Consider the following 26,922-nt stretch of genomic DNA (forward strand, 5'->3'; position numbering starts at 1 on the left):
GAGAGGAACGACATGAGCAACCCGTTCGAGGACCCCGAGGGCACCTATCTGGTGCTGGTCAACGACGAGAACCAGCACAGCCTGTGGCCGGACTTCGTGGAGGTGCCCGCCGGCTGGCGGGTGGTGCACGGCCCCGGCTCGCGGCAGTCCTGCCTGGACCACGTCGAGACCCACTGGACCGACATGCGGCCGCGGAGCCTGGCCGAGTCGATGGACGGCTGACCCGGGCACACGGGCACACGGGCACACGGAAGGGGGCCGGTCGGTGACCGGCCCCCCTTCGCCGTACTCCCCGCCGCGTCAGGACGCGGGCTGCTCCACCTTCGTGTCCGTCTTGCCGTCGACGGCCGCCGCCAGCTGCGGGGCCAGCCGCTCGACCACGTACGGCAGGCTGAGGACGGAGACGAAGGACGTGGCGTTGCCGTAGTCGCCGCTCTCGTTCACGAAGACCTCGCGGCCCTCCTTGACGACCCCCAGGTCCTTGTAGGAGGCGTCCTCGTGCAGCTTCGCGGCGTCCTTGGCCGGGTCGCCGACGATCCACACGAGGGCGTCCTGGTCCAGCAGGTCGGTGCGCTCCTTGCTGATGTTGGCGCCGAACTTGTCCCCGATCGCCTTGTCCAGGTCGGTCGGCAGGGAGAAGCCGAGGCCGGTCAGCAGACGGGAGCGGGCGTCCTGGCTGCCGAAGACGAACATGCCCTCGTACGGAGTGGCCATGACGGCCGTGGAGCCCTTGAACGCCGGGTACTCGTCGGCGGCGGCCTTGATCTTCGCCTCGGTGCCGGCGACCGCGTCGGCGGCCTCCTTCTCCTTGCCGAGCGCCTTGCCGATGGTCTCGGTCTGCTCCTGCCAGGGGACGCCGTAGTCGTTGTACGCCTTAGGCTGGGCGACCACGGGCGCGAACGTGGACAGCGACTCGTACTGCTCCTTGGTGAGTCCTCCGTACACCGCGAGGATCAGGTCGGGCTTGAGGGCGGCGATCTTCTCGATCTGCGGGCCGGTGCCCGTGTCCTTGAGGACGGTCGGCGCCTTCGCGGAGCCCAGCCTGTCCTCGGCCCAGGGGCCGATGGCGCCCGGGTAGCCGCCGAGCCACTCGGTGGTGCCGACGGGGACCTTGCCGAGGGCGAGGACCGCGTCCTGGTCGGTGAGGCCGACGGTGACGATCCGCTCGGGCTCGGCCTTGATCGTCGTACTGCCGTACTTGTGGGCGATGGTGACCGGGAAGGCGGACCCGCCGGAGGTGCTCGCCTTGCCGTCGGAGCCCGACGCGCCGGAGGCGTCGTCCGAGGAGCCGCCACCGCAGGCGGTGGCGAGGAGCAGGGTGGCGGAGGCGAGCACGACGGCGAGCCGTGGCGCTCTGCGGGAGCGGAACATCACAGGTCCTTCGGTTCGGGGTTCTGCGGAGCGGTGCGTGTGGGGGTCTCGGGGGCCGGCCGGGTGCCGGTGTCGCGGGCGTCGGACCAGGCCGACCAGAGGGCCGCGTAGGGGCCTCGCGCGGCGTGGAGTTCGTCGTGGGTGCCGCTCTCGACCACACGGCCGTCCTCCATGACGACGACGCGGTCGGCGGTGGCCGCCTGGCTGAGGCGGTGGGCGACGATCAGCGCGGTCCGTCCGTCCACGGCGCGGGCGACCGCCTTCTCCAGCGTCCGCGCCCCGGCGCTGCCGGCCTCGGCGGTGGCCTCGTCGAGGATCACCAGCGGCGGGTCGGCGAGGATCAGCCGGGCCAGCGCGAGGGCCTGGGTGCGTTCGCCGCTGAGCCGGTGTCCGCCGTCGCCGACGACGGTGGCGAGGCCGTCGGGCAGGGCCTCGGCCCAGGCGAGGGCGTCGACGCGGTCGAGGGCGGCGCGCAGTTCGTCGTCGCCGGCGTCGGGCTTGGCGAGCCGGAGGTCGTCGGCGAGGGGGCCCGCGAAGACATGGGTCTCCTGGGTGATCAGGGCGATCGTGCGGGAGGCGGCGGGGCCGAGTTCCGTGGGCGGGATCCCGCCCACCAGGACGCTGCCGGTGGTGGGCGACTGGATGCCCGCGACGAGCTTGGCCAGGGTGGTCTTGCCGGCTCCGCTGGCGCCGACGAGGGCCACGCGTTCGCCGTGCCGGATCGTCAGGTCGATGTCGTGCAGGACGGGACGGCCGGGCCGGTAGGCGTGGCCGAGGCCGCGCACGGTGACGTCGGCGCCACCGGCCCGCACGGGCTGCTCCGGCGCCGGGGGCACGGGCTCGTCGGTGACGCCGACGAGCCGGGCGAGCCCGGCGGTGGCCGACTGGGCGTCGTCGAGCAGGGCGAGGGCGGCGTTGACGGGGCCGAACAGGCCGTGGAAGTACAGGGCGGCGGCGGTGGCCGTACCGATGCTGGCCGACCCGTCGCGGACCAGCCAGTAGCCGGTGACCAGGACGGCGGCGAGCCCGATGTACTCGGCGATGTGCAGGCGGCAGTAGAAGCCGAGGACGAGCCGTACGCCCCGCATGGTCAGCGCCACCACGGACCAGGAGCGTTCGGTGACCCGTTCGGTGTGCTCCCGGCCCAGCCGGAAGGCGCGCACGGTGGAGCCGCCGCCGATGGTGTCGAGCATCTGCTGCTGCTGGGCGCCGGCGGCCACCCGCTGCTCGGCGTAGAGCGGGACGGCGCGTCGGACGTACCAGCGTGCGGTGGCGGCCTGGACGGGGACGGCGAGCAGCGCGGCCAGCAGGAACCGCCAGTCGAGCAGGGCCATGGCGCCGAGGGTGAGGACGATGGTGAGCACGGAACCGGCGAGCGCGGGCAGCGCGTTGCGGACGGCGTCGGCGATGAGGGAGACGTCGGCGGTGACCCGGGCGGTCAGGTCGCCGGCGCCGGCCTTCTCCACGCGGTCCAGCGGGAGCGCGAGGGCGCGTGCGACGAAGCGTTCGCGCAGCCGGGCCAGGGTCGTCTCGCCCAGGCGGGCGATCTGTGAGAGCCCGAACCCGGCGGTGACGCCCTGCGCCACGGCGACGGCCACCAGCAGGACGGCCGTGAGGGTGATGGCGTCGGCGGACCCGCGGTCGGCTGCCAGGTCGACGATCCGGCCCAGCAGCGGCTGCACGAGCAGGCCGACGGCGGTGGAGGCGACCATCACGGTGAGCGCGGACAGCGCCAACCCCCGCTGTGGGCGCAGCAGTTCGGCGACCGCGGCCCGGGTGCGGGCGGGTGTGGCGACGGGCAGCAGGTCGGGTCCGGTGCGGTCGTCGCCGCGGGGAGCGGCCTCGACGGCGTCGGCGCGCTCGGTCATGCGAGGACCGCCGTACGGTAGTCGGCGCACGCGTGGACGAGGCGCTCGTGGTCGCCGGCCGCGGTGATCCGGCCGTTGTGGAGGAGGACCGCGCGGTCGGTGACGGCGAGCAGGGCGGGGCTGTTGGTCACCAGGAGCGTGGTGCGTCCGCCGCGGACGTCCCTGATCCCGGCGGCGATCCGGGTCTCGGTGACGGCGTCCACGGCGGTCGCGGGCTCGTGCACGACGAGGACCGGCGCGTCGGCGGCCAGGGCGCGGGCCAGGGCGACACGCTGGCGCTGTCCGCCGGAGAGCGAACGGCCGCGCGCGGTGACGGCGGTGTCGACGCCGTGGGGCAGTGCCCGGGCGACCTCGTCGGTGGCGGAGGCGGCCATCGCGGCCGTGACCCCCGCCGGCACGGGCGGTGGGGTGGCGGGGAGTGCCGCCGTGACGTTGTCCAGGACGGTTCCCTCGAACAGGTCCGCGTCGTGCTCGGCGACGAGGATCGCCGCGCGGAGGTCGGTCAGGTCCAGAGCGCTCAGGGCCGTGCCGTCGAGTGCGACGGCGCCCTCGTCGGGGTCGGCGCGGCGGCCGAGGAGGCGGAGCAGGGCGGAGGCGTCGGCGGGGTCGGTGACGGCGATGCCGACCGTCTCGCCGGGGGCGATGTCGAGGTCGAGGCCGCGCAGGGTGCCCGAGGTGACGGATCGCAGGGTGAGCCGTCCTTCGACGGCGTCCGGGGTCGGGGTGTCCGCGGAGGGTGTCCCGGGCACGTCGCCGGGGGCGTCCAGCACCTCGGCGATCCGGGTGGCGGAGGCGCGGCCCTGGGCCAGTTCGGCGTTGATCCAGGCGAACTCGCCGAGCGGGCCGACGAGGAACAGGGCGAGCCCGACGGAGGAGACGAGTTCGCCGAGGCCGATGTCGCCGCGGGCGGCGAGGTGTCCGCCGACGAGGGCGACCAGGGCGATGAAGGCGCCGGTGAGGAGGGTGACGACACCGTGCTGCCACGCCTCGGCGCGGGCCGCGCGCAGGGTGGAGGCGAGGGAGTCCTGGCTGACGCGGCGGTAGCGGGCGACGGCGGCCCGCTCGGCGCCGATGCCCTTGAGGACACGCAGTCCGGCCACCAGGTCGGCGGCGACGCCGGATGCCTGGGCGGCGCGTTCCTGCTCGGTCTCGCTGCGGCGTTCCAGGGGCTTGCTCAGCAGGTGTCCCAGCCACAGCAGCAGGGGGGTGCCGAGGAGGACGAGCAGACCCAGGGCGAGGGAGACCCTCAGCAGCGCCACGGCGCCGACGACGAGACCCGCGGTGGCCGCGCAGGCGACGATGAGGGCCATGGCGACGGCACCGACCCGTTTGGCGTCCTCGGTGGCGATGTTCGTCAGCTCGCCCGGCAGTCTCCCCTCCTCGGCGCCGCCCTCGGGTGCGAGGACGCGGCCGACGAGTTCGGTCCTGAGCCGGTGGGCGGCGGTGACGGCGGCGCGCTCGCCGGCCTTCGCGCTGAAGCGGAAGCTGACGGAGAGTCCGACGTACACGGCGGCCAGGACGCCGAGCCACAGCAGGAGTCCGGGGACGTCGCCGTCCACGACCCCGCGGTCGATGGCCAGTCCGATGAGCACCGGCACCAGCGCCTCGCCCGTCTGGTGCCCCATCCCGAGGACCGCGCCCACCACGACGTCCCTACGCTGTCCGCCGACCGCACGCCACAGGACCTTCCGTCCCGGCGGGTCCGCCTTCCTCACGTGTCCCTCCGGACCGGTTCACCTACAGAGAAAAGTACAGGAAACTTAGGTAAGGCTAACTACACATGCCGTCCCGTGACCAGTCCCGAGACGTCTTCGAGACCTGACGGGGCCTCCTGGACGCCGGGAGACCGGCCCACCGCCCCCTCGACCGGCCGGCCGACCCGGCAACCGCCCTCACGGCAAAGGCCGTCGGCGAACCCAGGTCCACGTTGTATACGGCGGGGGCCGGACGCCCAATACTGTGCCCAGACATCGTCAGGGGGGCACTCGATGAAGTGGTTTCAGCGCGAGCGTGCCGGCCGACGGGCCGTCATGGCACCGCCGTCCGGGCCCGGCGAGAGCGACGCACCGCCGCCGCAGGCACCCCCCGCGCCGCTCACCACGGGAGCACCGGCCCTGCAGCGGATCGGCGGCCACGGCGGCCAGGTCACCCGGCTGACCACCGGGACGGACCCGGTCATCCTCGACATCACCCATGCCGGGGCCGGGCACTTCGCCGTGGACGCCCTGGACGAGCGGCTGCACTCCCAGAGCCAACTCGTCTACATCGGCGGTCCCTTCTCGTGCCGGACCCTGGTGAACGCCGACGGCCGGGCGGTGCGGGCGCTGCGGATCCAGGCGGCCGGTCCCTGGACGGTCGACGTGAGCCCGGTGTCGAGCGCGCTCGCCTGCGAGGGACACGCCCGGCGTCCCGCCTCGGACGTCCTGCGGCACACCGGCGGCCCCGGGATCGCGACCCTCCGGTACGAGGGCGATCCGCGGTCCGACGACGGCGGCTACTTCCTCGTCGACGCCTTCGAACCGGACGGCGCCGCCTTCCTCGGCCAGCTGGCCGACCATGTGGGCCCCTGGCAGGGGGAAGCCCCTCTCACCGGCCCCTGCCTCATCCACGTCCGTTCCGACGGGCCGTGGTCGATCACCGTGCGGCCGCGGGATGCCGCGGCGCCGTCGCCGTCTCAGCCCAGGGACTCGTAGTACGCCTTCTGGGCCGGGTAGTAGTCCTCGAACTCGGGCCGTGGTCCGCCCTCGCGTGCGGCGGTGAGCATGTCCAGGTAGTACTCCCAGCCGGGGCCGATGGCGCCGAGGGCGTCCGGGGGGACGAGATGGTGGACCAGCCGGAGTTCGGTCACCCCCTCGGACTCGGTCAGCAGCAGTTCCAGCGACCAGGAACCCGCCTCGTCCTCCGTCGAGACGGCGAGGCGGCGCGGTGGCTCACAGGCGTCGATCCGCATCGGGGACCAGGAGGCCGACTCCTCGAACGTCATCCGCACCTCGATGGTGCGGCCCGGCGCGGCCTCGCCGCGCCAGGGGCCGAACCAGCGGGCGGTGCGTTCCGGCTCGGTGACGCTCGCCCAGACGTCGGACACGGGGGCGGCGTAGGTACGGGTGAGGACGAGGTCGTGTCCGGACGGCGTGGACAGGAGCTGTCCGGTGGGTTCGGGCGTCATGCCGTGTCCTTCCTGGGGTGGGGCGCGCCGGACGAGGTCCGGTCGGGTGCGGCTCGTTCCCGGTCCCTGCGGGTGCGGCGGACCTCGGTCTCCAGCGCGGCGAGCCGCTGCGACCAGCCGGGCCGGCGGGTGTCGAACAGGGCGAGCCAGGTGGTGAGGTGGGTGAGCGGGGTGGGCAGCAGCGAGTAGCTGCGGTGGCGTCCGATCTGCTCGTCGGCGACCAGTCCGGCCTCGCGCAGCACGCGCAGATGGCGGCTCACGGCGGGCCGGCTGATGGGGAACCGGCCCGCGATCTCCCCGGCCGCCAGCGGCCCGTGACGCAGCATGAGCAGGATCTCCCGGCGCACCGGATCGGCGATGGCCTCGGCCACCTCGCTGAGGTCGTCCACCTCGAAAGCGTAACCTATCGGTTACGCGTCTGTCGGTGTCTCCGGCACGCCGGGTAGCCTCGGGGGTATGCGGATCTCCGTCTCCTCGGACATGGACGAGCCCGTCGCGCGTCTCCTGCTCACGGAGCTGCGCGGCCGGGGCCACGAGGTGCTGACCCATGGCGCGCTGCGCGAGGGCGACGATCCCCGGTGGGCGGTCTGCTCGGAGGCGGCGGCGCGCGATGTCGCGGCCGGGAGGGCGGACCAGGCCGTCGTGTGCTGCTGGACGGGCACCGGCGCGTCCATCGCCGCGAACAAGGTGCCCGGGGTACGGGCCGCCCTGTGCGCGGACGCGTACACGGCCGACGGGGCCCGCCGCTGGAACCACGCCAACGTCCTGGCGATCGGGTTGCGGCTGACCTCCGGGCCGCTGCTCAAGGAGATCCTCGACGCCTGGTTCGCCGCCGAGGACGGCCTGGACGCCGACGACCGGGAGAACGTGGCCCACGTCGACCGGCTCGACGTCAGCCGGGGGCACGGCCGGGCCGGATGAAGACGGGCGCGGCCCACGGCGGCGGGTCCGGCGGCGCCTCGGGCGGCCCGGACGCCTTCGGCGTGGACAGCCTCGGTGGCATCGGCCCCTGCGGGAGGCCGCCGGCGACGTCGGCGGCCCTGAGCGCGGCCACGAAGGACAGACAGGAGTCGTACCGGTCGTCCGGGGACTTGGCGAGCGCCGTCGCCAGCACCCCGTCGACGGCCGGCGGCAGATCGGGGCGCCCCTCGGTCAGCGGGGGCGGCTGGTCGTACTGATGGGCCCACAACAGGGCCATGTCGTCGTCCCGTTGGAAGGGCGGCCGGCCCGCGAGCGTCTCGTGGACGACGCACGCGAGGCTGTACACGTCGCAGCGGCCGTCGACGGGCTTGCCGGAGATCTGCTCCGGGGCCACGTAGTCGAGGGTGCCCACGAACTGGCCCACGCTGGTGAAGCCGGTCAGGGACAGCGACTTCTTCGTCAGGCCGAAGTCGGTGAGGTAGACGTGCTCGGGGTGGTCGCTGTCGGTGCCCTGCGCGACCAGGATGTTGCCGGGCTTGACGTCCCGGTGCACCAGGCCGTGGTCGTGCGCCGCGTCGAGCGCGGAGGCGACCTGGGCGGCGATCCGGGTGGCGGCCCGCACCGGCAACGGGCCCTCCCGGTCGAGGAGATGCCGCAGATCGCTGCCCGCGACGTACCGCATGGCGATGTAGAGGACCCCGTCCGTCTCGCCCGCCTCGAAGACCGGGACGATGTGCGGGTGGTCGATCGCGGCGGCCACCCGTGACTCGTGGGTGAAGCGGCGCCGGAAGGTGTCGTTGCGGGCGAGTTCGGGGGCGAGCAGCTTGAGCGCGACCGTCCGTTCCAGGCGCAGGTCCAGTGCCTGGTAGACGACGGCCATCCCGCCCCGGCCGATCTCGCGTTCGATGCGGTAGCCCGCGATCTGCCGTCCGACCAGTTCGGAGGGGCGCCCCGCGTACGGCTGCGTCTCACTCATCGCGGGTCACCGGCGGGACCAGGCGGGTCGGTTCGTGGTCGCGCGGCCCGGGGTCCGCCGGCCGGTGACCGGCCGGGGCGTCGGTGGTGCGGTCCCGCGCCGGTTCGGGGCCGGGTTCCGCCACGACGCGGGTGGCCTCGGGAGCCGGGGCCGCGGCGGCGGGCGGGTGCGGCGGGGCGGCCGGGGTCGCGCGGGGGGCGTCCCCGACGGCGAAGGCGCTCAGCCGGGTCCCGTCGCAGTACACCCACCGCTCGTGCGCGGCGTCGAACAGCCACAGCGACTCGCCGTCGACGACCACCCCGATCCGCAGCCCCTTCGTACGGTCGTGGAAGGACTCCCCGTCGCGGTGCCCCGCGGCCAGTGCCTCCGCCTCGGTGCGGTAGCGCGACAGGGCCTCCTCCGCCCGGGCCAGCAGCGGCCGCGGATCGGCGGTCCGCGCCGCGTCTGCTCCGGCCGCGGGCGGGTCCCGGGGTACGGCGACGAGGAGACGGGCGTCGACCCACGCGGACCAGCCGTTGGCGCACAGGGCGTGCCCCCAGTCGCCGCGCCGTTCCAGGAGCTGGACGGGCAGCAGCGCGTCGAGCGCCACGGTGGGCCGGGAGGGGTCGGGAAGCTCCCAGGCGGGCAGTCCGCCCGGCGGGACGACATGCGTGGGGAGGAAACCGGGGGTCGTCATCGCGGCTACTTCCGCATCACCGCGGGCTCACGGCGCCGCAGCAGCCGGGCGACGAGCAGGCCGCAGAGCAGCGACAGGACGACGAGCATCCCCATGTCGAGCAGCCACACGCCCGCCGAGTGCCCGAACAGCGGGTCCGATGTGTCGGGGACGATTCGTTCGAGGTCGATCGTGCCGGCCATCGCGGCGAACGCCCAGCGCGAGGGCACCAGCCACGCCAGCTGCTCCAGGACGATCGTGCCGCTGACGTCCAGCAGCGCGCCGCAGAACACGACCTGGACGATCGCGAGGAGCACCAGCAGCGGCATGGTGACCTCCTCCTTGCGCACCAGCGCGGAGACCAGCAGGCCGAGCATCATCGCGGTGAAGGCGAGGAGCGCCACGGCGCAGGTGATCTCGACCAGGGGCGGCATCAGCACGCCTTCCCCGTCCGGGGCGCCCAGGTCGACGCCGAACAGGGCGACCAGGGTGAGGACGACCGCCTGGAGGACGGTGACCGTGCCGAGAACGACGACCTTGGACATCAGATACGCGGATCTGGACAGGCCGACGGCCCGTTCGCGCCGGTAGATCACCCGTTCCTTGACCAGTTCGCGCACGGCGTTCGCCGCACCCGTCAGCACCCCGCCCACGCACAGGATGAGCAGCGCGTTCATGGCGGTCTCCCGGTCCAGCGCGCTCCCCGCGAGTGCCCTCGCCATCGCGCCCATCACGAACGGCAGCGCGATCATGATGGCGAGAAAGGTCCGGTCGGCGGCGAGCGCGGCCGCGTACCGGCGCACCAGTGTGCCCAGTTGGGCGCCCCAGCTCTGCGGTGTGGGCGGCGGTGCCACGGCGAGCGGCTGGGGGTCCTCGGGCAGGTACGGCCGGCCCAGGGAGGCGGTGACGTACCGCTGCCGGAAGGGCGAGTCGCGGTACTCCCCCGCCCAGTCCCGCTCCCGGTCCCGTTCGAACGCCTCGAATGCCTCCGGCCACTGGGCGAAACCGAAGAAGGCGAGGGTGTCCTCCGGCGGTCCGTAGTAGGCGACCTTGCCGCCGGGGGCGAGGACGAGGAGCCGGTCGCAGACGTCGAGGCTGAGGACGCTGTGGGTGACGACGATGACGGTGCGGCCGTCGTCGGCGAGGCCGCGCAGCATGTGCATCACCGAGCGGTCCATGCCCGGGTCGAGTCCGGAGGTCGGTTCGTCCAGGAACAGCAGGGAGGGCTTGGTCAGCAGTTCCAGGGCGACGCTGACACGTTTGCGCTGGCCGCCGGAGAGGCTGTGGATGGGCTGGCCGGCACGCTGTTCGAGGCCCAGTTCGCGGATCACCTCGTCGACCCTGGCCTGCCGCTCGGCCTTCGCGGTGTCCTGGGGGAAGCGGAGTTCGGCGGCGTAGGAGAGGGCTCGGCGGACGGTCAGTTGCGCGTGCAGGATGTCGTCCTGCGGGACCAGGCCGATGCGCTGGCGCAGTTCGGCGTAGTCGCGGTAGAGGTCGCGTCCGTCGTAGAGGACCGTGCCGCTGTCGGCGGGGCGCTGCCCGGTCAGGGCGTTCAGGAGGGTGGACTTGCCGGCGCCGCTGGGGCCGACGACGGCGAGGAGGCATTTCTCGCCGACCGGAAACGAGACCTCGTCCAGCAGCGTCCTGCGGCCGCGGTCGACGGCCACGGTGAGTTCCTGGACATCGAGGGAGACCTCGCCGGTGTCGACGTACTCCTGCAACTGGTCGCCGACCAGGCAGAACGCGGAGTGTCCGATGCCGACGATGTCACCGGCGGTGACGAGGGCCCGGTCGACGGGGGTGCCGTTGAGGAAGGTGCCGTTGTGGCTGCCGAGGTCGACGATCTCGTAGGTGCCCTCCGGTCGCGCCCGCAGTTCGGCGTGCCGGCGGGAGACGACGAGGTCGTCGATGACCAGGTCGTTGTCGGCGGCGCGGCCGATCCGGACGGTCCGTTCGGGCAGCGGGCGGACGCTGGTGGGCCGGCGGAACGTGCCGGTGGAGGCGGGGCGGAAGACGCCGGAGGGGCGCTCGGGGACGAGGCCGGTGAGCACCGCCCGGGGGCCGTCGGGGAGGCTTCCGAAGTGGATGACGGTTCCGGGGCCGACGTCCCACTCGTGGATCCGGTGGCCGTCGGCGTACGTGCCGTTGGTGCTGTGCTCGTCCTCGATCGTCCAGTGGCCGGCCTCGGCCCGCAGTACGGCGTGGTGCCACGAGACCCGGTCGTCGTCGAGGACGACGTCGCTGAGCGGGTCGCGCCCTATGTGGTACGCGTGGCTCGGGGTCATCACCGTGGAGCCCGACTCGGTTTCCAGCACGAGTTCGGGCGCGGTCGGTGCGAGGGACCGCTCTGCCATGCAGAAAATTCTACCGATTCACCCCGGTATGCGCCCGGCCGCCCTGGTGCGGTCGCACGGACCGCGGCGAACGGCGGGACCGAAGGCGTGATCACCCGAGCGGCCCGGGAGGCGGGCCGCGCGCTCAGGCCGCGGGGGCGGCGATGCGCTGGGCGATGCGCTGCATACGGACGGCGTCGACGGACTCCGCGAGCAGCTCGTACTCCGTGGTGTCGTCGTTGGTGGCGATGCGGACCAGGTTTCCGGCGGCCAACTCGTCGGCCACCAGGTCCTGTTGCACTTCGTCGGTGGACCAGGCGCGCAGCTGGGCCGGCACGTCCGGCACGGTGTCGGCGACCGGGACGACCGCGTTCGGGGGGAAGTGGGGGTTCTCGGGGTACGGGTCGAGGCGTTCGGCGATCCATAAGGCGCGGTCGCGCATCCACCACAGGGCCAGCGCCAGCGTGGGCGCGCGATAGGTCCCGAGGGGCACGCCGACGCGCCGGCCGTCGCACCATCCGTACGCGGTGACATGGCACAGGAATTCGTCGTGCACGCTTCGCTCCCCCGATCGCACCGCCGTCCCGCCCGGCCTCGCTCGCCGCGCGGACTTGCTCTCGCCTCACAGATTTGCTGGTCGTACACATCCGGCGACCCGATGGTCACGCACAGTGACGTGATCGACGCACACGGGTGCGCGTTGGTTCATGACTCAATCGCCCTGTCAGTCGAGTATCGCCACGGCTGACACTCTGTCACCATGCCAATTCGGCCAGTCTCCTGGCATATGCGAGCACGCGAATGGCCGAAACGGTACGGCAGGCCCTGCGACCGGGCCTTCCTCGGCATGACCTCCGAGGTAATCGACGCCCTCCGGCGGGTGCGGGCATCGTGTGCGGTGCCGGATCACCGAGAGGCCGCGGACGGCTCCGGATCCGGTCCCCGTCCCATACGCGGATTCCCGATGGAGGGTTCAACGATCATGCCCGCACAGCAGAATCAAGAGCGCCGAGACCGCTACGAGACCGCCGTCGCCCGGTACTTCGAGGCGTGGAACGCGAACGGTGAGGACGAGCGGGCCGAAGCGGTCGCCGCCGCCTGGGCGGCCGACGGCGGCTACACCGACCCCCTGGCCGAGGTGCGCGGCCATGAGGAGATCGCCGCGCTCGTCACGGCGGCCCGGAAACAGTTCCCCGGCCTGGCCTTCCGCCTGACCACGGCCGTGGACGGCCACCACGACACCGCCCGCTTCGGCTGGGAACTGGTGGACGAGGCGGACGGCGCGGCCCCGGTCGCCGGGTTCGACGTGATCACGCTCGACGCGCAGGACCGCATCCGCAGCGTGTACGGCTTCCTGGACCGGGTGCCGGCGGCGTAGGGCTCGTCCGACGTAACCCGGCGGGGTCGCGGGGCGGGGTCACGGAATGGGATCGCCGCCCGGCGATGAGTTCTCCCGCTCCCGGCGGTCTCCTGTTCGTAGCGGACCACCGGAAGCGGAGGACGACATCATGAGCACGCTCGACGAGCAGTTCACGGCGGAGCTGCGCAGGAGCCCCGCCGAAGGCGGCTGGACCTACCTCGTGTGGCCCGGGTCCGCCGCCTTCTTCGGCACGCGCGGCCTGGTCAAGGTCCGCGGCACCATCGACGGGCACCCCTTCCGCAGCTCCTTCATGGCCCTCGGCGACGGCACCCACAAGCTGCCCGTCAAGGCCGAGGTGCGCAGGGCGATCGGGAAGGAGGCGGGCCAGTCGGTGATCGTCCGGCTGGAGGAGCGGATCGACCACTGACCGGAACCGGAGGTCAGCCCTTGCCCTCGATGATCGCGTCGATGCGGGCCAGCTCGTCCGCCTCGAAGTCGAGGCGGGCGACGGCCCCGACGCTGTCCTCGATCTGGCGGGCGCTGCTCGCGCCGACGAGGGCGGAGGTGACCCGGCCGCCGCGCAGCGTCCAGGCCAGGGCGAGCTGGGCGAGCGTCTGCCCGCGGGACTTGGCGACCTCGTCCAGCGCGCGCAGCCTGCCCACCAGCTCCTCGGTGACGGCGTCGGACTTCAGGAACGGGCTGTCGCTCGCCGCGCGGGAGCCCTCCGGGATGCCGTCGAGGTAGCGGGAGGTCAGCAGGCCCTGCTCCAGCGGGGAGAAGACGATGGATCCGACCTGCAGCTCGTCCAGCGCGTCGAGCAGTCCCTCGGTCTCCGGGCGCCGGTCGAGCATCGAGTAGCGCGGCTGGTGGATGAGGAGCGGGGTGCCCAGCTCGCCCAGGATGCGGGCGGCCTCCCGGGTCTGCTCGGCCGAGTAGTTCGAGACGCCGACGTACAGCGCCTTGCCCTGCTGGACGGCCGAGTGCAGCGCGCCCATCGTCTCCTCCAGCGGAGTCTCCGGGTCGGGGCGGTGCGAGTAGAAGATGTCGACGTAGTCCAGGCCCATCCGCTTCAGGCTCTGGTCGAGCGAGGAGAGCACGTACTTCCGGGAGCCCCACTCGCCGTACGGGCCGGGCCACATCAGATAGCCGGCCTTGGTGGAGATGATCAGCTCGTCGCGGTACGGGGCGAAGTCGGCCTTCAGCGCCTCGCCGAGGGCGGACTCGGCGGAGCCGGGCGGCGGGCCGTAGTTGTTGGCCAGGTCGAAGTGGGTGACGCCCAGGTCGAAGGCGCGGCGCAGGATCGAGCGCTGCGTCTCCACGGAACGGTCGGGGCCGAAGTTGTGCCACAGGCCGAGCGAGAGCGCGGGAAGTCTCAGACCACTGCGTCCGGTGCGCCGGTAGGGCATGTCCGCGTAACGGTCGGGGTGTGCGGTGTACAACGCGACTCCAGAGGTTGGCACGGGGGGACCGGGGTCCCTGGGAACCCGTGTCCACTCTTTCGCGACCTGGGGGCATTGGTCCAACAGAAGAATCCGATGGGATTCAGCACCTACGCTTCTCAGTCATGGAACTCCGCCACCTCCAGCACTTCGTCGCGGTCGCCGAGGAGGAGCACTTCACCCGGGCCGCCGAACGGCTGCTCGTCTCCCAGTCCGGCCTGTCCGCCTCCGTACGGGCGCTGGAGCGCGAGCTGCAGACGCCGCTGTTCGTCCGGACCACCCGCCGGGTGACGCTCACACCGGCGGGACGGGCGCTGCTGACCGAGGCGGAGCGGATCCTGGCGCAGGTGCGGTCGGCCCGGGAGGCGGTGGCCGCCGTGCAGGGGGTGCTGCGCGGCATGCTGGCGATCGGGTCCGAGCAGTGTCTGGCCGGGCTGCACGTGGCGGGGCTGCTCGCCTCGTTCCGGCGGCTGCACCCCGACGTGGAGATCTGTCTGCGCCAGGCGGGCTCGGGCGCGCTCGCGGAGGAGGTGGCGAGCGGGCGCCTGGACCTGGCGTTCGCCGTGCGGACCGCGCAGGAGGACACCGACCAGCTGCGGGTCGTCCCGCTGTCCAGCGAGCCGATGACCGTCCTGTGCCATCCCGGTCACCGTCTCGCGGCCGCCGGTGCCGCCGTGACCCCGCAGGAGCTGGGCGGTGAGGTCTTCGTCGACTTCCACCCGGACTGGGGCCCGCGCCGCACCACCGACGCGGTGTTCGCCGCCGCGGGGGTCCGCCGGTCCGTCGCCCTGGAGGTCAACGACGTGCACAGCCTCCTCGACCTCGTCGACGAGGACCTCGGCGTGGCCGTCGTCCCGCGCCACTTCCGGCACAAGCGCGACTCGCTCGTCGCCCTGCCGGTCAAGGACGCCGGCGGGACCGTGTACGAGACGGTGGCCCTGCTTCCTCCCCCGCAGGCCACGAGCCCGGCGGCCCGGGCCCTGCTGGACCTGCTCGAACCGCCGGTCGGCCGGGGCCGGATCATTCCGTGAAGGGCGTCCACCCGTGGCTCTCGGTGGCGTACGAGTAGCGCGGCAGGCCCTTGATCCCGGTCGTGCGGAACGGGCGGCCGCCGTCGTCGATCCGGACGGTGCCCGTGCGGCCCTCGGAGGACCACTCCAGCTCCAGGTACCACTGGCAGTCACAGCTCTCGGTGTCGGCGCTGACGCTCAGGACCGCCGGGTCCCCGGCCGCCACGCTGTACGGAAAGCGCACGGCCGGGATCGGGGTGTCGAGGTCGGCGCCGTCGACCGGGCGGGCGATCGGCCGGTTCCTGTCCAGGTCGACGTCGAAGTACGAGGGGGTGACCCGCCCTCCGCAGCCCTGGTCCATCGCGTAGGCGTTGCCCGTGGCGGGCGCTGCGCGTCCGACGACGCGCACGCGCAGTGCCGTCAGGACGACCGCCGCGGACGTACGGCCGTGCACCGTGACCTCCACGATCGTGTTCCGCCCGTGCACGGCGCCCTGGGTGGCGGCCCAGGCACCCGCGTCCTGCGGCGGCGGGGGCGGGGGCACCTCCTTGGGCGGCTTGGCGATGACGTAGTCGTGCCCGCAGCCGAGGTTCCAGATCTGTGAGTTCGCCGTCCAGGTGACCGGCACACCGGTGGCCCGGGGCCGCGGCTCGTCGGCCGCACCGCCCTTCGTGGCCTTGCTCCGGGGCTCGCCCGGCGCGGGGGTGCCCGTGTCCGAAGGGGTGCCGGTGACGTCAGGTGAAGGGGACGGGCTCGTGGGCCCGGTCGATGGGCGCTGGGCGCCCGCGGTCGTACGGAAGGGTGCCGGGACGTCGCCGGGGGCGGCACGGTCCGGAGCGCCCCCGGACGGCAGGGCGGCGATCCCGCCCAGCGTGGCGAGGAGCACCGCGACGACGGCCGCGCTGACGAGCGTACGGCGGCGCCGGTGCCAGGGGCGGCGGGCCGCGGCCGGGGCGGAGAGCAGGTCCTCCGGAGGTGCCGCCCGCTCACCGGACTGGGCCGCGGCGTCCGGCCCGGAGGGTTGCGGCGCCCCGGCCGGTCCGGCTGCCGCGGCGGTCCCGGACGGACCGGCGGCCCCGGAGGGACGACCTGATGCGGACGCTCCGACGGCATCGGAGGCGCCGACGGCTTCGGCCCGGCCGGCTGACGCGGTGGGACCGGCGGCTTCGGCCCGGCCGGCTGACACGGACGGACCGGCGGCTTCGGAGGACCCTGCGGCTTCGGGTGCCCCGGCAGGCTCCGGCATCCCGGCGGGAGTGTTCGCCCCCGCCGCGCGGCCCCGCCCGGTGGCCGCGGCCGACCCGCCGGTGCCGTCGGCCGGCCCCGCGGTCGCGGCCGACGGGCCCGATGCCGCGGCGGGCGGGCCGGCGGACTCCGTACCGGCGGACTTCGTACCGGCCGCCTCCGGCCCGCCGCCCCGCACCCGCTGCCGCGCCGCCATCGCCGACAGCCACAGGCGGTGGAGCTCCAGCCGCTCCTCCCCCGTCGCCCCGCACAGCACGGCGAAGCGCTCGACGGGTGCGAAGTCGAGCGGCACCGTGCCGCCCGAGCAGTAGCGGTGCAGCGTCGAGGTGTTCATGTTGAGGCGCCGGGCCAGCTGCCCGTAGCTGCGGTCCGTGCGCTCCTTGAGACGCGTGAGCGACGCCGCGAACCGCTGGACGTCGTCCCCTGCTGCCGACACTGTTCCCCCGAGTCCTCACCGGCCCGGGACGGTATCCCAGGCACTCCCTGTATGTGCACGTCAGAGGGGCTGGGATGGTTCCAGGGGCGTGGACCGGACGTCGGGCGTTGCGCCCTCGCCCCGGGACGGTCGATGCTCTTGGTGTCGCCCCGACCGGGGCCGGACCGACCATCCGGCCGTCGGCGCGACGGCGACACCCACTCATCCACGTACCCGTCGAGGTACTCGTTCACGGGGGACACCCATGCCCGAGCGCACCCGAGCGACCCTGCTCACCTCACTCGTCGTCGCGGGTCTCACCGCGGGCTCCGCGCTCGCCGCCGGCGCCGCACCGGCGGCCGCGGCGAAGGCGAGCGGCGCACCGAAGTACCTGTCCGCGTCCCAGCTCCCGCCGCACCCCTCGTCCACCTGGACGGCGGGCGGGATCGAGGACGGCGTCCCCGAGGAGCTGCAGTACTGCCTGGGCGACGCGTTCCTGGCGTACGACGTCAACCACCGCTCCTACCGGACGGACCTGGAGACCAGCGCCCGGCAGGTCGTCGTCGTCACCGGCAGCGACAGCAAGGCCAAGGCGCTCGCAGCGCGGCTGAACAAGGACTTCCGGGACTGTGTGAGCGAGTCCTCCGACCCGGACGTCGAGGTCGACTACCGGGACCTCGGCAGCCTGCCCGTCGAGGAGGGCGCCCGTGTCCACGGCGTCGCGAGCGTCACGTCCTGGGGGGCCATGGACATCCGGCTCCTGTCGGTGGGCCGGGACGGCCGGACCGTGACCGTCGTGGACTGGGGCCAGATGGGCGGCTTCGAGGACGCGCCGGTCAAGGCGTTCAAGAAGACGACCACCACCGCCGTCGACAAGCTCTACTGACGGCACCGCATGGCCCCCCTCGGCAGGAAGGGGCGGCCGGCGGCTGACAGGGCCGTGGGGGCCGGTGCGGGGCCGGCCCGGATGCCCGATGGTGGACGTATGGATGTGAAGGACGTTCTCATCGACGCGTTCGGCCGGATCAAGGAGGAGGTCCACGCCGCCGTGGACGGACTCTCCCCGGCGGACCTGCACGCCCGGCCCGCCCCGGACGCCAACTCCGTCGCCTGGCTGGTGTGGCACCTCACCCGGATCCAGGACGACCATGTGGCCGACGCGGCCGGACACGAACAGGTCTGGCTGTCCCAGGGCTGGGAGAAGCGTTTCGGGCTGGCCCTGCCGGCCCGGGACACGGGGTACGGACACGGCCCGGAGCAGGTCGAGCGGGTGCGGGTCGCCTCGGGTGACCTGCTCACCGGATACTTCGACGCCGTGCACGAACGGACGGGGGAGTTCGTGCGCGGCGTCGATGCCGACGGTCTGGACCGGATCGTGGACGAGCGGTGGACGCCGGCCGTCACCCTCGGCGTGCGCCTGGTCAGTGTCCTGGCCGACGACCTTCAGCATGTCGGCCAGGCGGCGTACGTACGGGGGCTGGTGCTGCGCGAGGACCGCCGGCGGACCGCCGGAACCGGCTAGGAGGCGGCGGCGTAGCCCGGCAGAACGACGTTCTCGATGAGGGCGTTGCGCTCGTCGAACGGGATGAAGGCGCTCTTGAGGGCGTTGACGGTGACCGTGCGCAGGTCGTCGAGGGTCCAGCCGGCGTCCTCGACGAGCAGGGTCATCTCCCGGGTCATGGTGGTGCCCGAGACCAGACGGTTGTCGGTGTTGAGGGTGACGCGGAAGCCGAGGTCCCTCAGCTCCGTGATCGGGTGCTCGGCGATCGAGGTGGCGCACCCGGTCTGCAGGTTGGAGGTGGGGCACATCTCCAGGGCGACCCGGCGGTCGCGGACCCAGGACGCGAGGCGGCCGAGCTTGCCGTCGACGATGTCCTCGGTGATACGGACGCCGTGGCCGATCCGCTGGGCGCCGCAGACCTGGAGTGCCTGGTGGATGCTGGGCAGCCCGTGGGCCTCACCGGCGTGGATGGTGAAGGGGACGCTCTCGCGGCGCAGGTGCTCGAAGGCGGCCAGGTGGTCCGCGGGCGGGAAGCCGTCCTCGGCGCCCGCGATGTCGAAGCCGACGACGCCGGCGTCCCGGAAGACCACCGCCAGCTCGGCGGCCTCGCCGACCCGGTCGAACATGCGCATCCCGCACAGGATCGTGCCGACGCGGACCGGCGTGCCCTGGGCCGCGGCCTTGGCCATACCGGCGGCCAGGCCCTCCTGGACGGTCTCGACGACCTCGCTCATGGTGAGCCCGCCCGCCGTGTTCAGCTCGGGGGCGTAACGCACCTCGCCATAGACGACCCCGTCGGCGGCCAGGTCGAGCACGTACTCCTCGGCGGTGCGCAGCAGGCCCTCGCGGGTCTGCAGCACCGCGAGGGTGTGCTCGAAGGTGGCTATGTAGCGCACCAGGTCACCGGAGTTGGCGGCCTCGTAGAACCAGGCGGCGAGCGCCTCCGGGTCGGTCTCCGGCAGGGTGTGGCCGACCTCGGCCGCGAGCTCCACGAGCGTGGCGGGGCGCAGACCGCCGTCGAGGTGGTCGTGCAGGACGGCCTTGGGGAGGCGGCGGACGGTGTCGGCGTCGATGCGGGGTTCGGTCATGGCGTTCGTTCCTCGGCAGGTGGTGCGGGGGCGGTTCGGAGCGGGTGACCGAGGTGCTCGGTCGGTGGCGGGGCCCGGGGGACGGCTCGGGCGGCCCGGTCAGTCGGCGGCGGGCTGGAGGAGGTCCCAGCGGTTGCCGTACAGGTCCTCGAAGACGGCGACCGAGCCGTAGGGCTCGTGGCGCGGTTCCTCCAGGAACGTGACGCCCGCGGCCCGCATCCGGGCGTGGTCGCGGGCGAAGTCGTCGGTGTGCAGGAAGAAGCCCACCCGTCCGCCGGTCTGGTCGCCGATCCGGGCACGCTGGGCCTCGTCGGTGGCCTTCGCCAGCAGGAGCCCGCCGCTCTGCCCGTCGCCTCCCGGTTCGACGACGACCCAGCGGCGGCCACCGGGCCTCGGCTCGTCCTCGGCGAGCCGGAACCCGAGCGCCTCGGTGTAGAAGCGGATCGCCTCGTCGTAGTCGTCGACCACGAGGGTGACCAGGGCGATACGTCGTCTCATCGGGGCCTTTCGGGTGGGGCGCGGACCGGGCGGAGAGCGCGCGGGATCGTGCGTCGGCGGTCCGTGGGCCGCTCGGGGTTCCCGGGAGGTTATACGTAACACGCACTGGACGGCAAATAGCATTTCGCCCTGGTCGCGTGAGGGGTGTCACGTGGTCGCGGCGAGCGGGGTCCCGGCGGAACGACGGAGGCCCCCTGCCGCGCAGGGGGCCTTTCGCACCGGGGACGGCCGGAGCCCGGGATCACTCGCCCGGCGACGCCTTGCGCAGGGCGGCGATGCAGGTGTTCAGGGCCTGCTGGAGGTCCTCCAGGCGCTGGAGCATGTCGTCCTCGTAGATGGCGTCGAGGTCGACGGCGTCGTCGAGGGTCAGTTCCTCGAAGACCTTCGTCGCCTTCTGGAGGCTGCTGTAGAACTTCGTCCGGCGCTCCTGGACCCGCAGCTCGGGGTCCGCCTCGACGGTCTGCACGACGAGTTCCTTGACGGTGTCGTACGCCTCCGACGCCCACTCGCCGGTGTCCTCGCCGTCGTCCAGCTCGTCGATGAGGGACAGATGCCGCTCGGCCTCGGCGCGCAGCTCGGCGGTGGCGTCGATCACCTGGCCGGCCGGCGTCTTGACCTGGCCGTTCTCCACGATCTGCCGGACGTACCCGATACGGGTGGCCGCCTGGGTCTCGTTCGCGACGGCCTTCTTCAGCTCGTCGGTGCGGGCGATGTCGCGGGCCAGTTCCGTCTGGAGGGAGGGGTCCTCCTTCAGGCGGTCGAGGAGCGCGGTGCGGGCCGCCTGGGCGGTGGACGGGTCGGCGAGGATCGCGGCGCGCAGCGCGGTGGGGTTCTCCGCGACCTCCAGGGCCTTGGTGGGACGGATGCCCTCGGCCTCGGCCGCCGCCGTGATGGCGGTGCCGCGGTCGGAGGTCGCGCTGGAACGGGAGCTGTAGTACGTCAGCCACACATCGGAGTCCGGGAGGTCGATCTCCTCGCCGGGGGCCAGCGCCTCGAAGTGCGGGACCATGCCGTCGTCGGCCGCCCTGTCCCACGCCTTGTAGTAGCGCATGACCCGCTCCGGGGAGCACCCGGCGAGGCCGGCGAACCGCTTCGCCGACACCTTCGCCGTCTCCCCCGCCGTCTCGCCGCCGGGCCGCACGCTCCGCGCCACCTTCAGCGCGAAGGCCCAGCCGCCGGTGCGCGCGTACACCCCGAACTCCCGCGCGTCCCGGGCGACCTGCTCGTCCACGGCGTCCTCGGCGTCCACGGAAGTGTCGTCGTCGAGGGTTGTGTCGTCGGAGACGTCGGCGTCGGCGTCGGAGGCGTCGGGCACCTGGTCGCCGGACGACTGCGCCGGCACCCCGGTTCCGGACGCGGCCCCGGCGGCCTGCTCCCCGGCCGCGACGGGCTCGACCCAGAAACCCTCGTCCCGCGCGGGAGCCGCCTCGGCGGCGTCCGGCGTCGCGGGCGTCCCGTCGGCAGGCGGTACGGCCGATGCGGAGTGGGCGGTGGCTACGCTCACGGGTGACTCTCCCGGGTGGTGACGAACGGCAGGGACAGAACAGGCAGCCTATATGAACCTGTTGACACCCCTTTGCCCCCGACACCGCGCCCAATGTGCGCGGCGTCGGGCGGGGCCGGCTTCCGCCGAAGACCCCGATGACACCGGCGCCGATGCTATCGGCCCGGTCCGGCGGAGCGCTCGGCACCGCGAGAGAGCGCTCGGTGCGACCGCGGAGCAGAACCCCGTGCGAACGGGGAGCGGAGCCGGGGCGTCGCATGCCCTCCCGGTCGCCCGATCGGCCGGACTTTCCCGTGGTCACGCTGGGCGCGAGGGAGCCGGGGTCATGAATACGACGCAGGCCCACCCGTGATCGTCAACCTCAGGAGTCATGTGATGCGCCCTCTCAGAGCAACCTGCCTCGGCTCGGCCACCGCGCTGGTCACCCTTCTCGCCTGCGCCCCCGTCGCGGGCGCCACCGCGACGAACGCGGATACGACCCGCGCCGGGGAGAAGAACAAGGTCATCACCCTCATCGGCCGGCTCGCGCAGCAGACGCGCTTCCCCGTGAACCCCGGCGGCAGCCCCGCCCAGGGTGATCGGACGGTCTTCCGCTCGACCCTGTTCGACGAGAAGGACAACCAGGTCGGCGAAACAGGCGGCACCTGCGACACCACCCGGGTCGACAACGGCGGAGCGGAGGTGTGCGTCGTGACCTACACGCTCCCCGGCGGCCAGCTCTCCGTGCAGGGAATGGTCTTCGGCATCCTCGACCCGGGCCCTCCCCCGTCGTTCGACAACGCGATCACCGGCGGGACCGGGGTGTACGACCGGGCTCGCGGCTCGGTCCACGCCGACACGATCGCTCCTGGCACGAGGCGCTTCACCATCGACCTCGACTGACGGCCCCTGGTCCGTCGGACACCCACATCCCGGGCCCCGGCCGTACGCGGCCGGACCCCGGTGGTAGTCAGGTTCATGACATGCCAGGATCGATGCGGGCGCGTCAGCAGTAGAGGTTGCCGCCCGCCGAGGTGCCGAGGATCTGCACGAACCGCTGGTACGCACTCACCCTGCTCTGCACCTGTGCGGGGTTCTTTCCGTCGCACTCCAGCGAGCCGTTGATGCTGCGGATCGTGTGGCCGAAGCCCGCGCCGGTGACCATCGCGTTGTGGCCGGTCATCGAGCCGGGGCCCTTCTGGGTGTTCCAGTACCACAGCGCGGTCTTCCAGGCGACGGCCGAGTCGTTCTGCACCAGCCAGGGGTTGCCCAGGAGGTTCAGGCCGAGCGCGTCCCCGGCCGCCTTGTAGTTGAAGTTCCAGCTGAGCTGGATGGGACCGCGCCCGTAGTAGGCCGCCTGTCCGGCCGGGCAGCCGTAGGACTGGCTCCGGTCGCAGTACGTGGGGTAGTTGGCGGTGTTCTGCTCGACGATGTGGACGAGCCCGCCCGTCTCGTGGTTGACGTTGGCGAGGAAGGCGGCGGCCTCCTGCTTCTTCACGGTGTCGCTGCCGGTGGTGGCGAAGGCCGGGAAGGCGCTCATGGCCGCCCGGAGCCCGCTGTAGGAGTAGAACGAGTTCCGGTTCGGGAACATCTGGTTGAACTGCGCCTCGCTCACCACGAATCCGGAGGGGTTGCCCGGCCCGTTCTCGCAGGCGTACGGCTCCCAGTACCAGGTGCTGATGGTGGGGTCGTACCCCGGGTTGTCGTGCTCGGCGATGTATGCCTTGCCGTCGGTGTAGCGCACGATGTTGCCGGTGACGTAGGACTTGCCGGCCACCCAGTTCGCGTAACTGGAACAGGGCGCGGCGGACGCGCTCTGGGCGGGCAGCAACAGCGGTGTGGCGCCGCCGATGACCAGGGCGGTCAGTACGGCGGAGATACGGCGCCTCGACACAGGACCAACTCCTTCGTGGAGCACGGCCGCACCCGGGCGGGAGCCCGGTGGGACGGCGGGGACGGACCTCGCGCGCACGCGCCGGCGGCACCGGTCACGGCGTGGGCGCGGCCGTGGTGGGGGGTGTGGGGGCCACTCAACCGCGTTGGTCTGTACCAGTCAAGGGTGTAGACCAGTCAACTCGCATGACGCCCGGTCAGGTACCGCACGACGTCGACGTCCGCCTTCGAGCGGATGCCGGCCGCGCGTCGAGCCGATGCCGGCCGCACGTCGAGCCGATGGCGTCGTCAGCGGTCGGGGCGGGGGTCCACGGCCGTCTCCGCGTGGTCGAGAAAGTCGTCGGCCAACCGGGCGAAGAGGTGGGCGAGTTGCCGCCGGTCCTCCGTCGACCAGTCGCGCAATGCCGCCTCGATGCTCCGACGGCCCGCCTCCCTGACGCTCTCGAAGGCGGCGAGCCCGGCGCCGGTGATCCGGACGCGCTGCGCCCGGCGGTCGTCCGGGTCGGGGACGCGCCGCACATAGCCGACGCCCTCCAACTGCCGCAGCTGCCGGGTGACATGCGAGGCCTCCACGGACAGCCGCACCGCGAGCACCCCCGGGCGCGACGGCTCGCTCTCGGCGATGTGCCGCAGGATCGCCACGGAGACCCGGTCCAGGGACAGCCCGCCGCCGGACGTCACGGGCCCGTGCCGGCGGGCCCGCCCGGACACATACGCGATGCGGGCGAGAAGCCGCTCGATCTCGGTCACGTCCGCGAGAGCGGCCGCTGCGGCGGGGCGCGGTGGGGACATGCGGCCACCGTAACAGGAATTTGCCTAAGTCAAGCAATGGAGGGAGCATACGCTCCGGCCGGGGAAGAGGTGATCTCCGGGGCCTGAGCCGGGGAGAATCACTCCATGACCACGTCACCGCACCCGCTCGTCGTCCAGGCGCACCGACTCGCCGCCGAGGTGCTCGCACCCCGGGCCGAGCGCGTCGACCAGGAGGGGGTGCCCGCCGACAGCATCGAGGCGATCAGGCGGTCGGGGCTGCTCGGGGTGAGCGCACCGGTGGCGTACGGCGGGTCGGGGGCCCCGAACTCCGTGGCACGGGAGACCGCCGAGATCCTCGCCGGGGCCTGCTGCTCGACCTGGTTCGTGCAGACCCAGCACCACACGCCCGTGCTGACCCTGGTGAAGAGCGAACTGCCGGCCCGTGAACGCCTGCTGGGGAGACTGGCCACCGGTGAACTGCTGTCCGGCGTCGCGTACGCGCATCTGCGCAGATATCCGCAGGTGCCGGTCCGGGCGGTGCCGAAGCGGGGTGGCTGGCTGTTCCACGGCACGGTGCCCTGGTACACGGGGTGGGGTCTCAACGACGTGATGCTGCTGGCCGGGGTGACGGACGCGGACGAGGTGGTGTTCGCCTTCGCCGAGGCCAGGGAGCAGTCCGGACTGCGGGCCTCCGCGCCCCTGCGGCTCGCGGCGCTCACGGCGGCCCGTACGGTCTCGCTCCACCTCGACGGGCTGTGGATCTCCGACGACGCGGTGGCCCTGCACGCCCCCTACGAGTCCTGGGCCGCGAGCGACCGCCCCAAGCCCGCCAACGCCTCGCCGGCGGTGTTCGGGGTCGCCGAGTCCGCCCTCGCCCTGCTGGACCAGGACGATCCGCGGACCAAGGGGCTGCGGCTGCGGGTGGACAAGGTGCGGCGGCAGGCGTACGCCCTGGCCGACCACCCCGCGCCCCACGAGCACATGGAGGAGCGGCTCGCCCTGAAGACCAAGGCGTTCGACCTCATGCGCACGGCGACCACCGCCGCGGTCGTCGCCGGCGGCGGCCGGGCCCTCACCCTGGACAGCCGGGCGCAGCGCCTGGCCCGCGAGGCCCTGTTCCTGCTCGTCCAGGGCCAGACCGACGAGGTGCGCCGGGCCCACCTCGGCTCCTTGTCGGACGCGTACTGAACCGGGGCGCCCGGGGGGCCGTGCACGGCCCGGCCGGTGGGCTGCGATGCTGGCGTCATGACTGCTCAGCACCAGGTACGGGTCGTCCGGTGGCCGAACCGGACGGTCCGCACCGGCGATGGTCCGGCCCCGCTGCTGACGGCGTACCACCTGCGGACGGAGGCCGAGAAGGGGGTGCCCGTCGCCGATGCGGCTCAGCTCCCGGACCGCTACCGGGCCGAGATCACCGACCCGGAGTCCGCGTTCGCCGGCGATGTCGTACTGCTGGCCCTGACCGAGGACACGGCGGTGGGCTGCGTGGTGGTGACGGCCCCCGCCGACGGGCACGCGGAGATCAAGAGACTCTGGACGGATCCGGCGTTCCGGGGCCGGGGCGCGGCCTCCGCCCTCCTCACCGCCGCTCTCACCCACGCCGCCGATCGCGGCGCGGACACCGTACGGCTGTCGGTGTGGCGGTGGCGGACCGCCGCCGTCGCCCTGTACGAGCGCCTCGGCTTCCGCGTCACCGCATCGTGGGACGCGCGGGAGCAGTTGGTCTGCATGGAACGCGCGGTGTGACGTCCGCGGCCTAGGCCGGCCGGCCGGCGAACGGCACCTGCGCCGGGGCGGCCGACGGCCCGGTGAACGGGTGCCGCCACAGGCCCCGGGCGGCGAGGCGCGGAAGGACGTTCTCGCCGAACCAGTACGCCTCCTCCAGATGGGGGTAGCCGGAGAGCACGAACTCGTCGATGTCGAGGGCGTGGTACTCCACGATCCGGTCGGCGACCTCGTCGTGGCTGCCGACCAGCGCGGTGCCCGCGCCGCCGCGCACGAGACCGACACCGGCCCAGAGGTTGGGGTGGATCTCCAGGCTGTCGCGGCGGCCGCCGTGCAGGGCGAGCATGCGCCGCTGGCCCTCCGACTCGCTGCGGGCCAGTCCGGCCTGTACGGCCCGTACGGTCTCGGCGTCGAACCCGTCGAGCAGCCGGTTCGCCTCCGCCCACGCCTGCTCGGCCGTGTCGCGGGTGATGACGTGCAGCCTGATCCCGAAACGGAGGGTGCGGCCTTCTTTCGCCGCCAGCCCTCTGATCCAGGCGATCTTCCCAGCCACTTCGGCCGGTGGTTCGCCCCAGGTCAGATAGACGTCGGCGTGCCGCGCGGCCACCTCCCCGGCCGCGGGTGAGGACCCGCCGAAGTACACCTCGGGCACGGGGTCGGGCAGCCGGGCCAGCCGCGCGTCCTCGACCCGGAGATGCTCACCGTCCAGGTCGACGGCCTTGCCCTCCCACAACTCCCTGACGACGTGCAGGAATTCACCGGTACGGCGATACCGGGCGTCCTTGTCGAGGAAGTCGCCGTAGGCGCGCTGCTCGTGGCTCTCGCCGCCGGTGACGACGTTGAGGAGGAGCCGTCCGCCGCTGTGCCGCTGGAACGTGGAGGCCATCTGGGCGGCGAGGGTGGGCGAGACGAAGCCGGGGCGGAAGGCGACCAGGAACTTGAGGCGTTCGGTGTCCCGGCTGACCATCGCGGTGGTGAGCCAGGCGTCCTCGCACCAGGCGCCGGTGGGGGTGAGCGCGCCGACGAAGCCCAGGTCCTCGGCGGCGCGGGCGATCTGGCCCAGATAGGCCACCGTCGGCGGCCGGTCCCGGCCGGACGCGGTGGCGGGGGTGCCGTGGCCGCCGCCGACGACGTGGCGGCTGTCGCCGTTGGTGGGGAGGAACCAGTGGAAGGTGAGGGACACGCGGGGTCTCCGATCGGGGATGTGCCGGGCGACGGGTCT

28 protein-coding genes are annotated in these 26,922 nt (G+C 73.2%); 11 read left to right on the top strand and 17 right to left on the bottom strand.

Features of this window, described 5'->3' with window-relative positions; translation table 11 throughout:
- Nucleotides 1-12: 12 nt before the first annotated feature.
- A complete protein-coding gene (locus PYR72_RS02500) occupies nucleotides 13-222 on the top strand; it encodes an MbtH family protein (protein WP_013005929.1) in 210 nt (69 codons plus the stop codon).
- A 78-nt stretch (nucleotides 223-300) separates the two neighbouring features.
- On the opposite strand, the gene PYR72_RS02505 is transcribed toward PYR72_RS02500, so the two are convergent.
- From PYR72_RS02505 to PYR72_RS02515, 3 genes are read right to left on the bottom strand one after another with little or no spacing between them, the layout of a single operon-like run.
- Nucleotides 301-1,371 (bottom strand): iron-siderophore ABC transporter substrate-binding protein, encoded by a 1,071-nt coding sequence (locus tag PYR72_RS02505; RefSeq protein ID WP_275453633.1) that lies wholly within the window; start codon nucleotides 1,369-1,371, stop codon nucleotides 301-303.
- Entirely contained in the window at nucleotides 1,371-3,239 is a 1,869-nt protein-coding gene (locus PYR72_RS02510; protein ID WP_275453634.1) for an ABC transporter ATP-binding protein, read from the bottom strand. Before PYR72_RS02510 ends, PYR72_RS02505 begins: the two co-directional genes overlap by 1 nt.
- Nucleotides 3,236-4,954 (bottom strand): ABC transporter ATP-binding protein, encoded by a 1,719-nt coding sequence (locus tag PYR72_RS02515; protein ID WP_275453635.1) that lies wholly within the window; start codon nucleotides 4,952-4,954, stop codon nucleotides 3,236-3,238. The genes PYR72_RS02510 and PYR72_RS02515 overlap by 4 nt, the downstream gene beginning before the upstream one ends.
- A 273-nt stretch (nucleotides 4,955-5,227) precedes the next feature.
- Here PYR72_RS02515 and PYR72_RS02520 point away from each other — a divergent pair, with 273 nt between their 5' ends.
- Nucleotides 5,228-5,932 carry a hypothetical protein gene (locus tag PYR72_RS02520; RefSeq protein ID WP_275453636.1) on the top strand — a complete coding sequence of 235 codons (705 nt, stop codon included), beginning with the start codon at nucleotides 5,228-5,230 and terminating at the stop codon, nucleotides 5,930-5,932.
- Here the strand turns inward: PYR72_RS02520 and PYR72_RS02525 are convergent.
- Both PYR72_RS02525 and PYR72_RS02530 read right to left on the bottom strand, forming a co-directional pair.
- On the bottom strand, nucleotides 5,914-6,405 hold the full coding sequence (locus tag PYR72_RS02525) for an SRPBCC family protein (protein WP_275453637.1): 492 nt from the start codon (nucleotides 6,403-6,405) through the stop codon (nucleotides 5,914-5,916). The two genes, PYR72_RS02520 and PYR72_RS02525, sit on opposite strands and share 19 nt — an antisense overlap.
- Entirely contained in the window at nucleotides 6,402-6,794 is a 393-nt protein-coding gene (locus tag PYR72_RS02530; RefSeq protein ID WP_275453638.1) for a metalloregulator ArsR/SmtB family transcription factor, read from the bottom strand. Before PYR72_RS02530 ends, PYR72_RS02525 begins: the two co-directional genes overlap by 4 nt.
- Before the next feature lie 67 nt (nucleotides 6,795-6,861).
- On the opposite strand from PYR72_RS02530, the gene PYR72_RS02535 reads away from it, so the two are divergent.
- Nucleotides 6,862-7,326: an RpiB/LacA/LacB family sugar-phosphate isomerase gene (locus PYR72_RS02535; protein WP_275453639.1), complete on the top strand. Its 465-nt coding sequence runs from the start codon at nucleotides 6,862-6,864 to the stop codon at nucleotides 7,324-7,326.
- Here PYR72_RS02535 and PYR72_RS02540 read toward each other — a convergent pair.
- From PYR72_RS02540 to PYR72_RS02555, 4 genes are all read right to left on the bottom strand, one after another.
- A complete protein-coding gene (locus tag PYR72_RS02540; protein ID WP_275453640.1) occupies nucleotides 7,298-8,302 on the bottom strand; it encodes a serine/threonine-protein kinase in 1,005 nt (334 codons plus the stop codon). The two genes, PYR72_RS02535 and PYR72_RS02540, sit on opposite strands and share 29 nt — an antisense overlap.
- Complete coding sequence (locus tag PYR72_RS02545) at nucleotides 8,295-8,978, bottom strand: hypothetical protein (protein WP_275453641.1); 684 nt, start codon at nucleotides 8,976-8,978, stop codon at nucleotides 8,295-8,297. Before PYR72_RS02545 ends, PYR72_RS02540 begins: the two co-directional genes overlap by 8 nt.
- 5 nt (nucleotides 8,979-8,983) lie before the next feature.
- Nucleotides 8,984-11,311: an FHA domain-containing protein gene (locus PYR72_RS02550; RefSeq protein WP_275453642.1), complete on the bottom strand. Its 2,328-nt coding sequence runs from the start codon at nucleotides 11,309-11,311 to the stop codon at nucleotides 8,984-8,986.
- A 124-nt stretch (nucleotides 11,312-11,435) separates the two neighbouring features.
- Nucleotides 11,436-11,846, bottom strand: a complete 411-nt coding sequence (locus tag PYR72_RS02555) for a hypothetical protein (protein ID WP_275453643.1) — start codon at nucleotides 11,844-11,846, stop codon at nucleotides 11,436-11,438.
- Nucleotides 11,847-12,272: 426 nt separating this feature from the next.
- Between PYR72_RS02555 and PYR72_RS02560 the strand changes: the two genes are divergently transcribed.
- Nucleotides 12,273-12,668 carry a nuclear transport factor 2 family protein gene (locus tag PYR72_RS02560; RefSeq protein WP_275453644.1) on the top strand — a complete coding sequence of 132 codons (396 nt, stop codon included), beginning with the start codon at nucleotides 12,273-12,275 and terminating at the stop codon, nucleotides 12,666-12,668.
- A gap of 130 nt (nucleotides 12,669-12,798) precedes the next feature.
- Nucleotides 12,799-13,077, top strand: a complete 279-nt coding sequence (locus PYR72_RS02565) for a DUF1905 domain-containing protein (protein WP_275453645.1) — start codon at nucleotides 12,799-12,801, stop codon at nucleotides 13,075-13,077.
- Between the two features lie 13 nt (nucleotides 13,078-13,090).
- Here the strand turns inward: PYR72_RS02565 and mgrA are convergent, their stop codons facing one another.
- On the bottom strand, nucleotides 13,091-14,089 hold the full coding sequence (gene mgrA, locus PYR72_RS02570; protein ID WP_275453646.1) for an L-glyceraldehyde 3-phosphate reductase: 999 nt from the start codon (nucleotides 14,087-14,089) through the stop codon (nucleotides 13,091-13,093).
- Nucleotides 14,090-14,214: 125 nt separating this feature from the next.
- On the opposite strand from mgrA, the gene PYR72_RS02575 reads away from it, so the two are divergent.
- Nucleotides 14,215-15,120 (top strand): LysR substrate-binding domain-containing protein, encoded by a 906-nt coding sequence (locus PYR72_RS02575; protein ID WP_275453647.1) that lies wholly within the window; start codon nucleotides 14,215-14,217, stop codon nucleotides 15,118-15,120.
- Here PYR72_RS02575 and PYR72_RS02580 read toward each other — a convergent pair.
- Nucleotides 15,110-16,780, bottom strand: coding sequence for a transcriptional regulator (locus PYR72_RS02580; protein WP_275453648.1), 1,671 nt, complete (start codon nucleotides 16,778-16,780; stop codon nucleotides 15,110-15,112). The genes PYR72_RS02575 and PYR72_RS02580 overlap by 11 nt on opposite strands.
- Before the next feature lie 244 nt (nucleotides 16,781-17,024).
- On the opposite strand from PYR72_RS02580, the gene PYR72_RS02585 reads away from it, so the two are divergent.
- Together PYR72_RS02585 and PYR72_RS02590 are read left to right on the top strand one after the other, a co-directional pair.
- Nucleotides 17,025-17,645, top strand: coding sequence for a hypothetical protein (locus PYR72_RS02585; RefSeq protein ID WP_275453649.1), 621 nt, complete (start codon nucleotides 17,025-17,027; stop codon nucleotides 17,643-17,645).
- 99 nt (nucleotides 17,646-17,744) lie between these two features.
- Entirely contained in the window at nucleotides 17,745-18,281 is a 537-nt protein-coding gene (locus tag PYR72_RS02590; RefSeq protein WP_275453650.1) for a DUF664 domain-containing protein, read from the top strand.
- Here the strand turns inward: PYR72_RS02590 and PYR72_RS02595 are convergent.
- The 3 genes from PYR72_RS02595 to PYR72_RS02605 all read right to left on the bottom strand — a co-directional run bounded on the left by PYR72_RS02595 (nucleotide 18,278) and on the right by PYR72_RS02605 (nucleotide 21,350).
- Entirely contained in the window at nucleotides 18,278-19,348 is a 1,071-nt protein-coding gene (locus PYR72_RS02595; protein WP_275453651.1) for an adenosine deaminase, read from the bottom strand. The two genes, PYR72_RS02590 and PYR72_RS02595, sit on opposite strands and share 4 nt — an antisense overlap.
- Before the next feature lie 99 nt (nucleotides 19,349-19,447).
- Nucleotides 19,448-19,846 carry a VOC family protein gene (locus tag PYR72_RS02600; RefSeq protein ID WP_275453652.1) on the bottom strand — a complete coding sequence of 133 codons (399 nt, stop codon included), beginning with the start codon at nucleotides 19,844-19,846 and terminating at the stop codon, nucleotides 19,448-19,450.
- Nucleotides 19,847-20,087: 241 nt separating this feature from the next.
- Nucleotides 20,088-21,350: a hypothetical protein gene (locus PYR72_RS02605; RefSeq protein WP_275453653.1), complete on the bottom strand. Its 1,263-nt coding sequence runs from the start codon at nucleotides 21,348-21,350 to the stop codon at nucleotides 20,088-20,090.
- 375 nt (nucleotides 21,351-21,725) lie between these two features.
- On the opposite strand from PYR72_RS02605, the gene PYR72_RS02610 reads away from it, so the two are divergent.
- Nucleotides 21,726-22,232, top strand: coding sequence for a hypothetical protein (locus PYR72_RS02610; RefSeq protein WP_275453654.1), 507 nt, complete (start codon nucleotides 21,726-21,728; stop codon nucleotides 22,230-22,232).
- 103 nt (nucleotides 22,233-22,335) lie between these two features.
- Here the strand turns inward: PYR72_RS02610 and PYR72_RS02615 are convergent, their stop codons facing one another.
- Nucleotides 22,336-23,223 carry a glycoside hydrolase family 19 protein gene (locus tag PYR72_RS02615; RefSeq protein WP_275453655.1) on the bottom strand — a complete coding sequence of 296 codons (888 nt, stop codon included), beginning with the start codon at nucleotides 23,221-23,223 and terminating at the stop codon, nucleotides 22,336-22,338.
- A 287-nt stretch (nucleotides 23,224-23,510) separates the two neighbouring features.
- The gene (locus PYR72_RS02620) at nucleotides 23,511-24,014 is read right to left on the bottom strand and encodes a MarR family transcriptional regulator (RefSeq protein WP_275453656.1); all 504 of its coding nucleotides are present in this window, start codon (nucleotides 24,012-24,014) and stop codon (nucleotides 23,511-23,513) included.
- Between the two features lie 105 nt (nucleotides 24,015-24,119).
- On the opposite strand from PYR72_RS02620, the gene PYR72_RS02625 reads away from it, so the two are divergent.
- Nucleotides 24,120-25,163 carry an acyl-CoA dehydrogenase family protein gene (locus PYR72_RS02625; protein WP_275453657.1) on the top strand — a complete coding sequence of 348 codons (1,044 nt, stop codon included), beginning with the start codon at nucleotides 24,120-24,122 and terminating at the stop codon, nucleotides 25,161-25,163.
- Between the two features lie 57 nt (nucleotides 25,164-25,220).
- On the top strand, nucleotides 25,221-25,721 hold the full coding sequence (locus PYR72_RS02630; protein WP_275453658.1) for a GNAT family N-acetyltransferase: 501 nt from the start codon (nucleotides 25,221-25,223) through the stop codon (nucleotides 25,719-25,721).
- Between the two features lie 10 nt (nucleotides 25,722-25,731).
- On the opposite strand, the gene PYR72_RS02635 is transcribed toward PYR72_RS02630, so the two are convergent.
- Nucleotides 25,732-26,883 (bottom strand): LLM class flavin-dependent oxidoreductase, encoded by a 1,152-nt coding sequence (locus PYR72_RS02635; protein WP_275453659.1) that lies wholly within the window; start codon nucleotides 26,881-26,883, stop codon nucleotides 25,732-25,734.
- Between the last annotated feature and the right edge of the window lie 39 nt (nucleotides 26,884-26,922).

The organism is Streptomyces sp. VNUA24, from assembly GCF_029167005.1.
GTDB classification, from domain to species: Bacteria; Actinomycetota; Actinomycetes; order Streptomycetales; family Streptomycetaceae; genus Streptomyces; species Streptomyces scabiei.

Bases quoted from the DNA above. Each gene is read 5' to 3' on its own strand.
- PYR72_RS02500 (WP_013005929.1), top strand. From the start codon at position 13: ATGAGCAACCCGTTCGAGGACCCCGAGGGCACCTATCTGGTGCTGGTC.
- PYR72_RS02505 (WP_275453633.1), bottom strand. From the start codon at position 1,371: ATGTTCCGCTCCCGCAGAGCGCCACGGCTCGCCGTCGTGCTCGCCTCC.
- PYR72_RS02510 (WP_275453634.1), bottom strand. From the start codon at position 3,239: ATGACCGAGCGCGCCGACGCCGTCGAGGCCGCTCCCCGCGGCGACGAC.
- PYR72_RS02520 (WP_275453636.1), top strand. From the start codon at position 5,228: ATGAAGTGGTTTCAGCGCGAGCGTGCCGGCCGACGGGCCGTCATGGCA.
- PYR72_RS02525 (WP_275453637.1), bottom strand. From the start codon at position 6,405: ATGACGCCCGAACCCACCGGACAGCTCCTGTCCACGCCGTCCGGACAC.
- PYR72_RS02535 (WP_275453639.1), top strand. From the start codon at position 6,862: ATGCGGATCTCCGTCTCCTCGGACATGGACGAGCCCGTCGCGCGTCTC.
- PYR72_RS02540 (WP_275453640.1), bottom strand. From the start codon at position 8,302: ATGAGTGAGACGCAGCCGTACGCGGGGCGCCCCTCCGAACTGGTCGGA.
- PYR72_RS02545 (WP_275453641.1), bottom strand. From the start codon at position 8,978: ATGACGACCCCCGGTTTCCTCCCCACGCATGTCGTCCCGCCGGGCGGA.
- PYR72_RS02550 (WP_275453642.1), bottom strand. From the start codon at position 11,311: ATGGCAGAGCGGTCCCTCGCACCGACCGCGCCCGAACTCGTGCTGGAA.
- PYR72_RS02560 (WP_275453644.1), top strand. From the start codon at position 12,273: ATGCCCGCACAGCAGAATCAAGAGCGCCGAGACCGCTACGAGACCGCC.
- PYR72_RS02565 (WP_275453645.1), top strand. From the start codon at position 12,799: ATGAGCACGCTCGACGAGCAGTTCACGGCGGAGCTGCGCAGGAGCCCC.
- PYR72_RS02575 (WP_275453647.1), top strand. From the start codon at position 14,215: ATGGAACTCCGCCACCTCCAGCACTTCGTCGCGGTCGCCGAGGAGGAG.
- PYR72_RS02585 (WP_275453649.1), top strand. From the start codon at position 17,025: ATGCCCGAGCGCACCCGAGCGACCCTGCTCACCTCACTCGTCGTCGCG.
- PYR72_RS02590 (WP_275453650.1), top strand. From the start codon at position 17,745: ATGGATGTGAAGGACGTTCTCATCGACGCGTTCGGCCGGATCAAGGAG.
- PYR72_RS02595 (WP_275453651.1), bottom strand. From the start codon at position 19,348: ATGACCGAACCCCGCATCGACGCCGACACCGTCCGCCGCCTCCCCAAG.
- PYR72_RS02600 (WP_275453652.1), bottom strand. From the start codon at position 19,846: ATGAGACGACGTATCGCCCTGGTCACCCTCGTGGTCGACGACTACGAC.
- PYR72_RS02610 (WP_275453654.1), top strand. From the start codon at position 21,726: ATGCGCCCTCTCAGAGCAACCTGCCTCGGCTCGGCCACCGCGCTGGTC.
- PYR72_RS02620 (WP_275453656.1), bottom strand. From the start codon at position 24,014: ATGTCCCCACCGCGCCCCGCCGCAGCGGCCGCTCTCGCGGACGTGACC.
- PYR72_RS02625 (WP_275453657.1), top strand. From the start codon at position 24,120: ATGACCACGTCACCGCACCCGCTCGTCGTCCAGGCGCACCGACTCGCC.
- PYR72_RS02630 (WP_275453658.1), top strand. From the start codon at position 25,221: ATGACTGCTCAGCACCAGGTACGGGTCGTCCGGTGGCCGAACCGGACG.